Annotated in this window: 15 protein-coding genes; 13 read left to right on the plus strand and 2 right to left on the minus strand. The window is 31.8% G+C overall.

The features are described 5' to 3' along the window. The first annotated feature begins 466 nt into the window (after positions 1–466). The 9 genes from AsAng_RS10215 (at position 467) to AsAng_RS10255 (ending at position 7,444) form a co-directional block, all read left to right on the plus strand. Positions 467–1,153 carry a hypothetical protein gene (locus AsAng_RS10215; protein WP_264792677.1) on the plus strand — a complete coding sequence of 229 codons (687 nt, stop codon included), beginning with the start codon at positions 467–469 and terminating at the stop codon, positions 1,151–1,153. Positions 1,154–1,184: 31 nt separating this feature from the next. Further along, positions 1,185–2,486 (plus strand): hypothetical protein, encoded by a 1,302-nt coding sequence (locus AsAng_RS10220; protein ID WP_264792678.1) that lies wholly within the window; start codon positions 1,185–1,187, stop codon positions 2,484–2,486. A 274-nt stretch (positions 2,487–2,760) separates the two neighbouring features. Continuing rightward, positions 2,761–3,219 (plus strand): HNH endonuclease, encoded by a 459-nt coding sequence (locus AsAng_RS10225; protein ID WP_264792679.1) that lies wholly within the window; start codon positions 2,761–2,763, stop codon positions 3,217–3,219. 478 nt (positions 3,220–3,697) lie between these two features. Further along, positions 3,698–4,525 carry an alpha/beta fold hydrolase gene (locus AsAng_RS10230; protein WP_264792680.1) on the plus strand — a complete coding sequence of 276 codons (828 nt, stop codon included), beginning with the start codon at positions 3,698–3,700 and terminating at the stop codon, positions 4,523–4,525. Positions 4,526–4,597: 72 nt separating this feature from the next. Further along, on the plus strand, positions 4,598–5,401 hold the full coding sequence (locus AsAng_RS10235; RefSeq protein ID WP_264792681.1) for a TonB family protein: 804 nt from the start codon (positions 4,598–4,600) through the stop codon (positions 5,399–5,401). Between the two features lie 197 nt (positions 5,402–5,598). Beyond that, the gene (locus AsAng_RS10240; RefSeq protein ID WP_264792682.1) at positions 5,599–6,036 is read left to right on the plus strand and encodes a hypothetical protein; all 438 of its coding nucleotides are present in this window, start codon (positions 5,599–5,601) and stop codon (positions 6,034–6,036) included. Positions 6,037–6,046: 10 nt separating this feature from the next. Continuing rightward, a complete protein-coding gene (locus tag AsAng_RS10245) occupies positions 6,047–6,319 on the plus strand; it encodes a transposase (RefSeq protein ID WP_264791660.1) in 273 nt (90 codons plus the stop codon). Between the two features lie 5 nt (positions 6,320–6,324). Beyond that, complete coding sequence (locus tag AsAng_RS10250) at positions 6,325–7,233, plus strand: IS3 family transposase (RefSeq protein ID WP_264792634.1); 909 nt, start codon at positions 6,325–6,327, stop codon at positions 7,231–7,233. Positions 7,234–7,246: 13 nt separating this feature from the next. Continuing rightward, positions 7,247–7,444 (plus strand): hypothetical protein, encoded by a 198-nt coding sequence (locus tag AsAng_RS10255; protein WP_264792683.1) that lies wholly within the window; start codon positions 7,247–7,249, stop codon positions 7,442–7,444. 101 nt (positions 7,445–7,545) lie between these two features. On the opposite strand, the gene AsAng_RS10260 is transcribed toward AsAng_RS10255, so the two are convergent. Beyond that, on the minus strand, positions 7,546–8,103 hold the full coding sequence (locus AsAng_RS10260; protein ID WP_264792684.1) for a hypothetical protein: 558 nt from the start codon (positions 8,101–8,103) through the stop codon (positions 7,546–7,548). A 348-nt stretch (positions 8,104–8,451) separates the two neighbouring features. On the opposite strand from AsAng_RS10260, the gene AsAng_RS10265 reads away from it, so the two are divergent. After that, entirely contained in the window at positions 8,452–9,384 is a 933-nt protein-coding gene (locus tag AsAng_RS10265) for an alpha/beta hydrolase (protein ID WP_264792685.1), read from the plus strand. Between the two features lie 224 nt (positions 9,385–9,608). Here the strand turns inward: AsAng_RS10265 and AsAng_RS10270 are convergent, their stop codons facing one another. Beyond that, positions 9,609–12,482: a WG repeat-containing protein gene (locus tag AsAng_RS10270; protein ID WP_407655318.1), complete on the minus strand. Its 2,874-nt coding sequence runs from the start codon at positions 12,480–12,482 to the stop codon at positions 9,609–9,611. Positions 12,483–12,911: 429 nt separating this feature from the next. Here AsAng_RS10270 and AsAng_RS10275 point away from each other — a divergent pair, with 429 nt between their 5' ends. The 3 genes from AsAng_RS10275 to AsAng_RS10285 all read left to right on the plus strand — a co-directional run bounded on the left by AsAng_RS10275 (position 12,912) and on the right by AsAng_RS10285 (position 15,726). Then, positions 12,912–13,589, plus strand: coding sequence for a hypothetical protein (locus AsAng_RS10275; RefSeq protein ID WP_264792687.1), 678 nt, complete (start codon positions 12,912–12,914; stop codon positions 13,587–13,589). Positions 13,590–14,054: 465 nt separating this feature from the next. Continuing rightward, positions 14,055–14,837, plus strand: a complete 783-nt coding sequence (locus AsAng_RS10280) for an MBL fold metallo-hydrolase (protein WP_264792688.1) — start codon at positions 14,055–14,057, stop codon at positions 14,835–14,837. Between the two features lie 586 nt (positions 14,838–15,423). After that, on the plus strand, positions 15,424–15,726 hold the full coding sequence (locus AsAng_RS10285) for a hypothetical protein (RefSeq protein WP_264792689.1): 303 nt from the start codon (positions 15,424–15,426) through the stop codon (positions 15,724–15,726). Positions 15,727–15,751: the final 25 nt, after the last annotated feature.

The following is a 15,751-nucleotide window of genomic DNA, read 5'->3' on the forward strand; positions in this document are numbered from 1 at the left end:
CCGCCCAAAATTGAGCGGAGTGCACCTCTCACAGCACCGTACATACGGGTCTCGTATACAGCGGTTCAATAATGATACCTTAACGATTATAGTACGCTGTTAAACTAAGGTATCCTCGCATTTTCAACCGTTTTACAGTAATTGTCGTTCCTAGAATCGGGCTTTGAGCTACTGCCCAACCTCCTATTCTAACCCTACTCCATGCCTAAGCCATTCCCTTTTCTACACCTCATCTTATTCTGTTTTTCTTCCTTCGATCAACCACCTTGCCACTTGCTTCACTTAGAGATGTTACCCTCTCGTGTCTGGGACTTACACCCTTTGGGGTTCTTTTCTTTTTGGAAAAGAACTATATTCACCATTCAAGGCACACACAAAGGCTAAAATGTTCATAGCGGCTATGCGCCGCTACGCCATTTAGCCAGACCGTTCTGCATTATTACTCAAAAATTTCACCTCAAACCTCATGAATAAAATATTGTCCTTACTATTTATTTTAGCATTCATCAATCTAAGTTGTAATAATTCAGCGGACAACAATCAACTAAGTCACGATAATGAAAGTAAACCTGATATAGATAAATCAGTTTCAAAGCATTCTGTACCCCTGAAAAAATTACTAGCAGATTCGAAAGAAAAATTTCCATTTGAGCATTTAGAAATTGAACCGTTTTCATTCTTCAAGACTTTTAGACTTCATGAAAGTTCTAAAAATGCATTTTACATCAAATTAGGTGAAAATGATAAATTTTTCGAAATTGAGATTTATGAGTTAAAAAATAAAGAATGGTTCTTGATTGCTAAAAATGATATATTGGAAGCTGATTATTTTCAGTTTGACCTAAAGATTGAAGATTATAATTTTGATGGATTTAAAGATTTTTATATCCAAACTAACGCATCAAATGGGCTAACATTATCTCATGGCTACCTTCTTGTTTATGATAAAGAAAAAAACAGACTCTTGCCACTTCCTTATGGTTTTCTGCACTCAAATATAAGACCAGATAGAAGTTCAAAAAACGTAAAGTCTGATGAAAAAATTATGTGCAAAGAAGATGGTGATTGGGCTTACTGTGAAAAAACACTAAAATGGGAAAAAGATTCACTCATAGAAATAAATAAAACTTGTCCATGTACTCCTGAATTGTAAACTAAATATAACTATCCACAACAATACGCACATGCCAATTAAAATCATATTAACATTGATGTTTAATAGAATACTACTTCCTATCCTTTTTGCTTTTTCCCCATTCTGTATTCACGCACAAATCAATCAAATTTCGAAAGATTTACATCAAGCGCTAAAAAAGCAATCATTAGAGCCCATTTCTCAGTACTTCCTAAAAACAGCACAAACTATTAAAGTTTTGAGCTGGCCTGCAAGTCCAAGAACTACTGCACGTGTGGACTCTATGAATAAATCATATCAAGATTCACTCATCAGGCAAATCAAAAAACTAAATCTAAACTTAAAAAAGAAAGGATTTAATTTGAAAAAAAGTAAACTCATCAAAGTGGAAAGATCACTGGGGGCTTTCGCACAAATGACATTATATCTATCCAACAAAAAGAAAACAGCCACTATTTATATAAGTGTAATGGATTTAAATGAAAAGGATTACTTTTTAGAATCTTATCCGTCTACCTCTCCAAAAGAAGGCTCTAATTACTCTTCTTCCACTATGCTTAATAACAAACGTTACTTTCTTTGGCACCTAAGGAAATCTGAAATAAAAAAAGCTCTAAACATAATAAAAAAAGAAGAGCCCATTGTGTTTAAAGGAAAAACTTATCCTAATTATGGGTGGATTGGATTAATCCATGGTATCATAACAGAAGAAGGGAAACGCTATGTATACACTAAAGGTTTTAGAGCTGGAGATGACACCAAAATTGTTATTATCGTTGATCTCCTAAAAGGGGAAATTTTCAAAATTGAAAAAGATATTCCTTATAAAGAACCACAAGCAAATCCTTCTGATACGCTTAGTTTAGATGATATATTGAATAAAATAGAGATAAACAATGATACATCCCAAGTCAATAAGTTTATATTATTGAGAAAAAAAATTATATCATTTAACACCTTTCTTGACTCACTAAGGATAGAATTAGTGTCCCAATCTGGAGGATACATTGAAAAAGATGGTCGAAAAATTCCTAAGGGTAAAAAAGATAAAGAAACACCTCATAAAATTTTCATTACGGAACGAAAAGGAAATGAATTAAAACAAAAAATACTTCAACTAGAAAAGGATTTCATTAATTTCTTTGACGACTCAAAAATTAAAAACATTGTAAAAAGAGAAATAACCATCGGAATTAACGAAAGTGGGCCTAAAGAGAGAGGAAAAACATGGGAGGAATTTACGTTTGGTCATATGCCAATCGCTGCGATATTTCCGATGCTAAGGAAATTTCAAAATGATGTAAAAACTTCTGAAGCTGTTATCATACAATTACTTCTGAAGGAAAAATGAAAGAGGTCATAACAATGTCTATAATCCATGCTAGATTTTCGTCGGATGCTCTACAACTCGTGGCATGACTAACACTGCAAAATCTGTGATTTTGCTCAATTGCAACACCATTATTTCGTATTTTACTCTTCCATACATTATATACAATAATGTTGTCAACAATTAAAGGTTAACACTCAAAATAGTGACAGAAAATCCATAAAACACCAAAAAAATGTAACAACAAGTTTCTAAATCCGTTCCATAGCTCTTTAAGTAACTAAAAATATATTATATGAAAAGAACAGTACAAAGTGCTGTAGTTTGTGGAACCACAATGACAGTGTTAAACATTTTAAATCAACTATTTTTCAACCCCAAAGAAAAATTTGATTTCGAAGAATTATTTGAATGTACTTTAATTGGAGCTGGAATTGGGGCTACGGTAGGAGTTACGATTGATACCGTGGAATATTTATCTAAAAATGATGAAAAATCAGAACTTTCACTTCCTGATAAAGTTTGGAATAAAGGGGACAAAGTTTGGTATTTAGATTCTAATGTTTGGAGAAAAGATAAGTATGGAAATACTATTAAATATTCTGAATACGGTAACAGAAAATCCGATTATGGCTGGGAAAAGGACCATTCAAAACCTAAATCAAAAGGTGGTAAAGATCATCTAAATAATTTCCAACCATTACAATGGAAAGAGAATCTAAAAAAAAGTAATAAATATCCATATAAGAAATAAGTAATTAAATAGATGCTAAAGATCTCAGATCAACAATAGATCTGAGATCTTGAAATAGGATACTTAAAAGTTGAAGACACGGAATAGTAAAAACTTCATGCAATGTATGGACTGCAAGTGAGAAGGACTTTGGTTGATAATTTTGGATTGAAACAAACTATGCAAAACTGAAAATAAAACGCCTAAGCAAATTTTATACAACAATGAATTATTGCACGAATACAGAAAACAAAGAGCACCAAGAATTGGCTTACAAAATCTAATTTACAGCATTTAACGAATGCTGGTGGAATTTATGGCGAAAGGCTTTGCTGTCGTTCAAAGAAAACTCTCGGTTATGATTTATTTCTCATTCAAAAACAATAGTGCTTTTGATCCAGATTTTCATAAAATTCAAGCAATTAAACATAATCTGAAATAACAACAACAGCACATGATATGCAATAACGTTGTAGTGCATTCCTAAACAAAGAAAATAATGAAGACAGTTAAAATTGAAAGGAATATTATCGAGTATCAGGATTTAGGTAAAGGTCAACCAATTATATTCATACACGGTGCGTTCTCAAATGGGAATACTTGGAGAAAGGTAATTCCTCAGCTTTCAAATAATTATCGTTGCATCATACCAGAATGGCCATTTGGTGGTCATAAGGTACCAATATTAAATGAATTGGACTTCTCTCCTGATGGCATTGCAGAATTAATTGCCAAACTTATTACAAAACTTGGACTCCATAACTCCATTATAATTGCCAATGACACAGGTGGTGCTTACGCACAAGTGTTTGCGTCTAAGTATAATGAAATGATTTCTCATTTGATTTTAAGTAATTGTGAAGGGTTTGAGATATTCCCTCCTAAAAAATTCAAATCTCTATCAACAATGGTTAAAATTCCTGGATATATGTGGCTTATGGCAAAACTCTTTAGTTATAAAGCTTCATTAAAGTGGGATATGACATTCGGACTATTGAGTCATAAACTGACAAAAGAAGATATATCTGAATTGTATGTAAAAAACTTCGTGAAAAATAATTTAATCCGAGAAGATTTCAGGAAAATGGCTGTTCAATGGGATCCACTATATACAGAAAGAGCAGCTATCAAGTTAGTGGAATTCAATAAACCAGTATTAATTACTTGGGGGAAAGACGATTTCAAATTATTTCCTATGGAGTTAGGAAAAAAGCTAAAAACCATTTTTCCAAATGTAAAATTCGTAGAAATCGAAAACTCCAAGACTTATGTTCAAGAAGATAACCCTATCGCTCTTGTGGAAAGTATAAACCAATTTTTAAAATAAAAAATCTAAAAAATTGTTACTTTTACAGTAAAACAAAACCACTAAATAAAATCAGATTTTTAATCAAAAACCATGAGAGAAATCACACTACTTTTCCTTTTGTTTTGTACAATCAATACTACTTTTTCTCAAGTAATTATAAAACAAAAAAAGGATAGATATGCTATTGTTAAGAAAGGTACTAAAGCTAAAAAGAAAAACTTTGTATATTCCTCAGTAAAAGAAGACTATAATGATTTTTTTCTTGTAAAAGAAAATTCTAAATGGGGACTACTAAATTCTTCGGGCAAAAAAATAGCTAAATCAATATATGATACAATCTATACATCTGGTTATTGCTACATTGCTAAATTAGAAAACCATTTTGGTGCAATTGATACATCTGGAAAAAGCGTAATACCTTTTAAATATGAGCAAATACATTGGGCATCTATAAATGGCGATGGAACCGTAAAAAAAGATGGCAAATGGGCTTCACTTGAAGATGGAGAGTTATTTTTTGAAAAAGAGAAAGTTATCTTTTCATCTCCTCATAAACTTCCTATGTTTAAAAACTGTCCAAGTGCTCCTCAGAATTATAAAGATTTAAAATCTTGCGCTGACAAAAAATTACTAGAGTTTATTTATCAAAATATTCACTATCCTAAAAAAGCTATTGCTAAAGGCATTGAGGGAATGGTTGTTATTTCATTTACTGTAACAGATAAAGGATACATTAAAAATATAAAAATCCTTAGAGAAATTGGTGGAGGATGTGGTGATGCTGCAAAAGATTTATTTAAGGATCAAGAACAATGGATTCCTGCTGTTCATGATGGAGAAAATGTTTACTGCAAGTATAATATTCCAATAAGATTCAAGCTCTCAAAAAAATAAAAACGGCCTCTCTGATTTAAATCTTTATGGAAAAGTAAAGTCGATAAAGGAAATCACCTATCATGTAAAAGATGACTCTGGTAAAATTTATAAAGATAGGGTCTATTCTTTTTTAGAAAAAAACTATTTATCATAGGGGATTAACTAATTTTAATTAGATTGATTTTATATTTTATCTAATCAAGATACCTTTTTCTATGGATGATAACCTATTAGATTATAATGAAATGGACAAATTGGAAGACCACCTTAATATAGATGGCTACTATTTAGAAGATGTTGTAGAACTGTTGATTGAGAATAACATTGACCATAAAGTAAGGGAAATCAGAAGATTAAACGATGATCATGATCATACTAGACTAGGCTTAAAACCTAATGACATCCAATTAGGTGATAAACGCTATGTCATTCAAGTAGCTAAAAATAAAAAACTAGAGGTTACTGATTTAGTCAAAATCAAAATTGAAGCTCTCGATAACTGTCGAGAAATTAGGAAAGCTTTTTTTCAAGAATCAATGGACGATCAAGGCTTGATTGATGTCTTATTGTATTCTGAAGATTGGAATGATGATGACATAGTACGGTATACCCCAAAAATAGGACCACTAGTTAAGTTCGGAAAAAAAGCTTAAATTAGTGATTATGAAGAAAAGAAAATTCACAGCAAAGTTCAAAACAGAAGTAGTATTAGAGGCTCTAAAAGAGCAATCTACTTTATCAGAGTTAGCTCAAAAATATGAGCTTGCACCAACACAAATTCGTACTTGGAAGAAACAATTTTTGGAAGGAGCAGAAGACATATTTGAAAAACCAACTTCTAAGCAGACCGAGGAGGAGAAGGAAAAAGACAAACTTTTACAGACTATAGGTAAGCTAAAAGTCGAGAATGACTTTTTAAAAAAAGTGTTGAAATAAAGCCCTTGTCCGAGAAACGTCAACATATTAATTCTAATCACCCAATTTTGAGTGTTCGCCGTCAATGCAAGTTGATAGGTATTCATCGCTCTGGTATTTATTATCAACCAAAAGAAGAGAGCGAATTAAATATGGAGTTGATGCGATTAATGGATGAACATTACCTAAAGCATCCCTATAAAGGAGCTCGTGCCATGCATTTATGGTTGACGGCGGATAAAGGTTTTAAGGTGAATCGAAAGCGTATTAATCGATTGTATTATTCTGTAATGGGCTTGCGATCCATTTTACCAGGACCACAGACGTCAAAACCAGGAAAAGGAGAAGACCATCAAGTTTTTCCTTATCTACTGAGAGGCTTAAAAATAGAACGACCTAACCAAGTCTGGGCAATGGATATTACTTATATTCCTATGCCAAAGGGTTTTCTATATTTAACTGCTGTCATTGACCTTTATAGTCGATTTGTAGTGTCTTGGTCAATATCGAATACGATGGATGCCCTATGGTGCAAAAATACATTAGAAGAAGGGATAGAAAGATATGGGAAGCCAGAGATTTTGAATACGGATCAAGGAAGTCAATTTACATCAAAAGAATTTGTCAAATGTGTTACCAAAGATTATGGAATTAAATTTAGCATGGATGGAAAAGGGCGCTGTATCGATAATGTGTTTATTGAACGATTATGGTGGTCTGTGAAATACGAAGATGCTTATATTCGAGAGTATTTGGATGGAAGTGCATTGCATACAGGAATGAAAAAGTATTTTAACAAATATAACTGGGAAAGAAGACACATGGGGATTGACGATGAACGTCCTTGTGACCGATATTCCCCTTCCAAAACCTCCCAAAATTTCTGTGAGGAGATTTTGGAAGAAAAATATCTAATAAATTTAAAATCAGCTTAAACTGGTCCTATAAATGGGGTACACCTCAATAGAAATTGTCCAGCAACTATTAGCCAATAAAAATATTATACTTTCAGAAACAGAATTAGCTCAATTAAGACTTGAAAAAGGTCCTAAAAAGAAACACTCACCAGAAGATACGAGGAAATGGGCAGCCTTATTAATAATTGGTTTGCCATTGCTTTATATTTTAATAGTTTTATGGGGATAATTCTTAGAGAAAAAACAAAACAATTGGCGATCAAAATTAGCTGCGCTGATTTTTTAAATTCGGTGGGGCAAAGAGACCTCTCCATTTTTATCTAGTTAATGCTAATAAACTAAATGATCATAAGAATCATAAGGATCATCAATTATAGGTTCCTTTATTTCTTCTTCCTTTAATTCGGGCATCAAACCAATAGACCATAAAACAAAGAGAATAAATCCATGAAATGCCATTCCATAAACCAAATCAAGGTTGAGGTGTGTTAAACTAAATTCATAAAGTATTCGATGTGGATCATCATTTAGAGTCATCCCCTCTATGTATCGATGTTCACAAAAGAAAAGTACGGCATTATAAGCATCTATATCCCAGAACGGATTGTGTAACAAAAGTATAAGACAAGTAAAAGGAATACTTAAAAATATTCGACGAATCAGAAAGATTAGTGTCAAAAGAAAAGCGGGAAGATACCCATAAAATATCATTTGAAAAATATAACAATTGAATGCTTCCGAAGCAGTAAATTCTAAAGCCAAGTCTTGAGAAAAGGGGATATAGTATTTGTTATATCTATAAATGTTTAAGGCAAATAATGTGCTCGCCCCAAGTAAAAACAATAAATTACTGGCTCCAAGCAATTTACGAGCAGTTTTGGAATTCAAAAAAATTATTGCAATGAATAAACATAGGGTTATATAAAAGTAAGCATAGGGATAAGCATATCCTATCCTTACAAAAGAAAATGAGCGCATATTAGAATAAGGAAATTGTATGTAATGGACGAGTATTATTCGATAATAAAATAACTAAATATAAATATTTTTATCGTCTAAATAACAACTTCGTATATATTCATCCAGCTCATCGGGAAAAGAATCATAGATTTGGCTATTTTGTAAAATTAGACTTCGTCCTTTGTTTTGCTTCTCCCCTACACGCATTTAGCGGCAATAAAAAAATGATAAAATGAACCTTTCTAATTTTTGAGTGTATTACGGAAAAACTATAAAATGAAACATACCTTTTTTATATTATTTTCCATGATTACTCAAATGGCAATTGGGCAAAAAATTGAAAAGATTTATCTCAATGAGAACGATAGCACAACAAACTGTTATTTGACCGTTTCTCCTCAAGAAATCCCATGTAAGGGATACCTATTTCTTATACCAAGTTTCTATGAATCACCTGAGCACGTAATGGAACAAACGGACTTGCCTATTTTAGCAGCCCAAAAGGGTATCTTAACAATAATACCAACATTTAAAACAGGACTTGCATCTTTTGGAATAGATAGCTTAACCCAGCTTTCTCTTAAAGAAATTATAGAAGATGCTCACATTAGATATAACTTGAAAAATTTAAAATTCTATATTGGAGGATTTTCAATTGGAGGGAGTTGTGTTGTTAAATTTGCAGAAGATGCTGTAAAAGACAATTATCAACATCAACCTAATGGAATTTTTGTAGTTGACCCACCATTAGATTTTATAAGGTTTTATAATTCTTACAAGCGAACTTTGAGAATTGCTCCGAATTCAGGACTTCGAAAAGAAGCCATTTACATGACAGAAAGGATTGAAAAAGAAATGGGAGGAACGCCCTCTACTAATCTACAAAACTATATAGACAAATCACCTTACTGCTTTACTGACACCAATCAAACAGCCATAAAACAAATTACGAATATTCCAATCCGATATTATACTGAACCCGAATTAAATTGGAAAATGAAAAAATATGGTAGTAGCGATTTTTCTGATATAAATGGATTGGATGGTTCTTGTATGATTAATGAATTAGTACTTTTAGGTAACACAAATGCACAATTGATTCTTACAAAAAACAAAGGATATCGAAAACCAAATCATAGGAAACAGCCTCATTCTTGGAGCATTATAGATGATGAGGAATTAATTCAATGGTTACAAAGTTTGCAATAATCTGAATTTGTCTTACTCTCCAAATAAATCATGAGTTCTATAAATAAGGTGAGTATTACTTATTTTAATACTCCGCTGATTAGTTCCCTGTGGTCATGAGCGCTACGCTTAGTTATTCCCTACGGTCATGAGATAGTTTTTTAGTTCGCTATGCTCATGAGACAGTTAACAAAAAAACCATTTCATTGATTATCAAGTTGATACAATTTTCTAACGGAGTAATGTTATTCTGAAATAAACCGTTTTGCTAAAACTGTAGTAGAGGGATATTTTAAGAGATTAGCCCAAGGAACTAACAAGTCATATTTTTGATTTTTTGTCTTCTCATTTTTAAGGTGTAAAAAGACACCTTCTTTTGATAATGAAAAATCTTCATTGATTTCATCAACCCACTTTTCGGGATTCGCACAATCCAATAATAAATCATCTCTAGCTTGGATAGATTTGACTAATTCATTAAGTAAAATATCACGATTCCCAAAAACATCTAAGATGGATAGTTCTTTTACTTTCTCGTCGATTAACGCATAGTTTTTCCACTCGTAAATAAGGCGATGGGTAAAGTAGCCTCCATCAAAGCTCATTTCGTCAACCCTCTGACATATTTGATAGGAATAAGCTTTTTGGTTAGCATATTTAACATCAATTTCTGGTTTTCTAAGTATATCTCCCGACCAAAGGTTAACCCCTTTGGTTGGTTTAAAATCAACGTCATTTACTCTTAATAATTCAAAGGATAAATGTTCGCCAATTTTAGTATTGGCTAAAGACCTAAATAAAGTTGTATCTCTATGCATTGATTCTAATCTTTTTAAGATTAGTGCTTGTATTCGATTGTCTGTAAATAGTTTAGGGTTACCTTCCTCATAGGCAATTAATTTTCCTTTTTTGTTGATCAATAGACGAATAAGTTTGCGTCCTAAGTAAAAACTAGAAAAATTTTGGTAAGAAGTTGGAGAGATAGCTTTAAGTAGTTTTTTTCCTTCGAAATCTATAATTTGATAATCCGTATCGTTTGTTTTGACCAAGTGGCTCATCTGCCCCATGTCGCAAAATTCTTGATATTTAGGTTTTATAACCCAATTGAAGTTTTTATCTAGCTTTCCAAACTTTCCTTTATATTTAGCAGAATATCCCTTTGGTACTTCATCTAAAACAATATTAGAGATTAGGTTACCTAAAGTATCATAAGGTATATAGCCATTTTTTGTGCGTACAAATAAGCAATTATAACTCCACCTTTCATGTTGAAATACGATTTCAGTACCAACTGTATCAAGCACAAGTTTTGAATTGAAAACATCTAAAATACCAATTTTTCCTGTCTTTGTTCTGATCCTGATTTTATTAGAGGATTTTTGTATTTTAACTATTTTGTCAATAAACTTTTTTGCTTTCCACTGATTATTTTCTTTTGCAAATACTAGGCATTCTAAATTATCCCAATGGTTGCAGTTAAGGCACAATAAATTTCCAATTTTTTGAACCTGCTTTTGCTGAATTTTTTTTTGTTTATCCTCTGAACGGACACTGAAGGCATAAAGTCTTGGATGGTTGTCTATTTCTAAGATATAAGTCTGAGCATCCTTGTAGGCTATTTTGTAATTCACTCTTGCTAAGGATGGAATAGTGAAAATATCTATTTTGTTTTCCCTATAAAAAAGTATCATTGGATGATGTGACTGATCCTTAAAATAAAGGTTAGGATATGCTATCTGAGCATCATAAATTGGATCAATCGTTTCTTCTAAGGATACAAGCCCGTATTTATTGCCCTTTCTTGTTATAAAAATAGTACCACGATTCCTGTAAAAACTGATGTATTCATCATAGATCGGAGGGATGGTTTTATTAGGATAGACAAAGCCATACTTGTCGTTTTTCTTTGTTAGGAAAATGAAATCATTCTTTCTCTTGTAAGTAATCAATTTATCGTAGGCAACTTCAAGTAAAAATTGATTTTTTTGGGTATCAAAAATACCTAGCTTTTTATTTTGTAATACATGAAAATATCTATTGGAATCAACATAATTATAACTAAAGTAAATTGAATCGTATTTGGGTTTTAAGTATTCTGTACCATCCAAAGCGTAAAGCCCCCATTTATTCTCAGGGGTTTTAATCAACAAGTAGTTGTTTTTGTACCTTAATAAATTGTATTGTTTGAATGCTATCGGGCCAAGAATCGTTTTATTCTCTTCAATTATACTTAATTTTTTATCCGTAAACGTAAGTCTTCTATTTTTGCCAATACGAATGATTAGATCATATTTGGGAGGTAATATAACCCTTCCATCGCAACCTAGGACACCCTTTTTATTATTTTGTTGGATAGAGATTCCATCATTATTATTGCATTTACAGTTGCAGCTATAGCCAGTGTTTCTTCCTATATTGTATGGATAATGAGCTAGTTTTTTTCCTTCGTAATTGTATAAAGTAGAAGTGTTGTTTTGATATAAAAAAAAGGCACTTGTATCGTTACAATACCTAAGGTCATCATAGATCAAAGGAATGATTATTTCTCCTTTTCTATTCATGATGCCTACTTTGTGTACATTATCTTTGTTTTTGGAATAAGTACCAGTTATTGGCCTTGTTCGGAATGCACTATATTTAATTTTTTTTCTAGGAAGAATTACCTTAAAAGCACTATCAACATAAGTTGTGAATTCATTTTCATGAAGAATAAAAGAAGAAGGAAAATCCCTTTCTATTCCATTATAAATAGGAGGAAGTTTTTTAGAGCCATCTTGGTTGGATATACCACAAGTTTGGTCTTTATAATATAAAATAAAAACTTGATTTCCATGCCTCCAAAAATCCAACCTCCCATAGAGAGGAGGCAATATTTCTTTGCCAAAAAGATCTAGTAATCCTTTTCCTTCGTGCCCTAAAGATTCGTAAAAAGTAAGCCCATTAGGAGCAAAGGTTTTATGTAAAAGAATAAATTGAGGTTTTACAACCCACTCTCCTAAATTGTTTTTAAGACCATAAGTACAAGCTATATTGTCTTTCACAATTTTGAGCTGACTCAATGCACTAGGAATTAAAAAAATAATGAGGATAAAGGAAAAAAATAATGATTTTAGGCTCATGTTTAATATTGAAGGTGTTTAAAATATTATTAAAACTTGTACTTCAACCGTAGCATTTCTAGAATCTTTAGCTATTTTTAGTCCCATAATTCCATGCATGAAACAAAAAATAAGCTTTGCTCAAAACACTACTATCATTTTATTAATGCTAATTATAAAAAAGGATACAGTTTGATTTTTATGAAACCTTTTTTAGATATAAGACACTCAAGAGTTCGAAAAGTGAATAGATGCTCCATCAATAAAATTGTCAACTGATAACAATAGGTTGATGGTGATAGAGATCATTTTTTGACGAAAACGCCTAAGCTGTAAAATACATGATTTTGCTTGAGTTTTGAGCTAAATTTCGTACTTTACTTCTTCTCCACTCCATATGTGCAACCATTAATCGCCAATTAATATATATAAACCTTGTAAGAAATCTCCATGAAAAAATTTGATCAATTCTTGACTGAATATCAAAAAACATATCGAGAATATGAAAACTTCAACTTAAAGTATATTGAGGATGAAGAAAAAGGTATCGTTATTGACGAAGAAAAAAACTTTACAGAATATCAAAAACTTCAAAAAAATTATACGAAAGCCTACGAAAAATTTCACAACTCATTTCTTCAAGAAATTAAAAACCAAAACTTATCCCATGAAGTAGAATTCTCTAAAATTCTAACAAAGACAATCAACTCAAAAAACTGGGAACACTTTTACTTAATTAAAGATATTGCTGTTCCCTATAATACCTATCAAAGTGAACAATATATTAAAATCATAACTTGGACAATTAGCGAAATATTAGAAAGCTCAGCTCTCAGCATAGAAATTGAAAACGGTAAATTAGAATGGTCAAAAGGCGCAATGCTTGAAGCATTAATTAATGCTCTAAATCTAAAACTAAATCAAGATTTTATTTCAAAAGCTGTTGGTAAAATTCTCCAAGTAGTAGATGAAGACAACATTGGAAACTACCACTTACTAAAAAAATGTATTTCTATCCTCTCCTATATAAACAATAAAACTGCACGAAAATATCTAAAGGCAAAAATTCAACTATCTAACGATGAAGAAATTATCACCCACATAAAAAAAGTACTGGATAAAAAATAAACCGACGACAACAACGTATCAATTTCATCAAATTAAGAGCAAAAGCTGGGCTATAATTTGTAAAAAATCTATTTTTAAAGATATTACATTTTAGGTAGGAACACTTTTAAAAGGAGCATACTAAATTTGCTATCTATAGGGACAGCACATTCCTTATCTCTAAAATTACATTCTTATCAAGCAAGGTTTCCTCGATTTTAAGTGGCGGTCTAATAGCAAGCTATCGCAATAAGGGCCATCATCGTTAAACTCAGTAGTTTTTTGTCACGTTTCACACTCTAAACATATGTTTTTTTTGACTATTCTTCTTAACTTTATGGCAGTGAACAATCTGTATGTCTAAACTTCGTGGCATGACCAACGCTGTAAAATCATAAATTTTGTTTGGAGACAGAGCCAATTAGATTCAGTGCATGGCCTTTTGCACAGTTTATATATCTGCAAGCAGAACAAAACGAAAATAATATGACAAAAATTTATCATCTAAATTGTGTTAAAATTGAGTCGCCAATGGGTTCCGCTATTGGGCATTGTTTACTCATTCAAGAAAATGAAAAACTTGTATTAATAGACTCAGGAATTGGACTTATGGAGTTCAGAGAACCTGAGAAAAGATTAGGAAAAGAATTAATTGCCATTACTGGATTTAAATTTGAAGAACGTTTAACAGCAATACGACAAATTGAAAATTTAGGTCTTAACCCTCAGAATGTAGAGCATATAATTTGTTCACATCTTGACCCTGATCACATCGGAGGACTTGCAGACTTTCCGAACGCAAAAGTTCACGTCTCAAATGAGGAATATGAAAGTTTTAAAAATGGAAATGAAAGATACCTACAACAACAACTTTCTCATAATCCAGATTTAAAACTTTACGAATCAAACGATAAAGAATGGTTCGGTCTTCCTGCTCGAAAAGTTCATCTAAACTTACAAATAGAAACATATTTAATCCCTTTGTTTGGTCATACTCATGGACATTGTGGAGTTGCAATAAAAGTAAACAATCAATGGATTTTTTATATTGGAGATGCTTATTATTTGCGTGCTGAATTAGAAGATAAAAATCATCCTGTTGATCAATTAGCAACAATTAGAGCAGTAGATAATAATCTGAGATTAGAGTCCTTAGATAAAATACGAGAAATTATTAAAAACTTTGGTGACCAAATGGAGTATTTTGGTTATCACGATCCAACTGAATTTACAATAGAAAAGCCAGTAAGTAGCAATCTGCGTAAGTAATAATGACTTAAGTGATAAAAAAACCTTCCTATAATCGTTTTCCTCCATTGCTTCTTCCAACATCGTATGCATTAGCGTTATGATAAAAAAGGAAATTCTGATAAAAAAAAGGAATTTTAAATTGATAAAGAAAAAAGGCGTAGAGGGTAGAATTTCCGTTGGTATATTCCTTATTGGCAAAAAAGGAAAATGAATAAGTGCTCTGTATAAGTATATCACAAAACGAAAATGTAGCATTATTTTTTCAAATAATTCTAAGGAAAAGAAATAATGCAGCAAAGTGTACAATTTATATCGTTACTCCATGGATACATATTACAAAATCATAGATTTTGCTGCTGGTTTGAAAACAAGTTTACCATCAAAATCTATGATTTTGCTCAAGGAAAAACTATATTTAAACTGCATATGGTCTACACTCAGTCTATACACGAATCGTTGTAAATAATTAAATAGCTGCAAAAGGTTTCAACTATATTAGCCATATTTCATGACGGAGAAATCTAAGGTAATTTTACAGAACTTATTGAAATAAAATTGAAAAATGAATAATTCAGAACTCATATTAGTTAAGGCAAGACTGAAGATGCGGACATCAAACGATGGAGGACGTAAAACTGGGTTTTTATCTGGATTGAGACCTAATCATGTTTTTGAGTATTATGACGATGGATTTTTAAGGACCTACATTGGTGATATTCAATTTGAAGGGCAAGAACTAATCATGCCTGGAGAGGAAAAGGAAGTGCTTGTTCGATTCCTTGATCATCCATCCATTCATGTATATCTTCAGATTGGTCGAAAGTGGTGGATACATGAAGGTGCTAGATGTACAGGTGAAGCAGAAATATTAGAAATAAAATTACCTACAACAATAACTAAAAAATAATAGCTACCCTGTAGAACGGCAGTGT

The organism is Aureispira anguillae (assembly GCF_026000115.1).
Taxonomy (GTDB): domain Bacteria; phylum Bacteroidota; class Bacteroidia; order Chitinophagales; family Saprospiraceae; genus Aureispira; species Aureispira anguillae.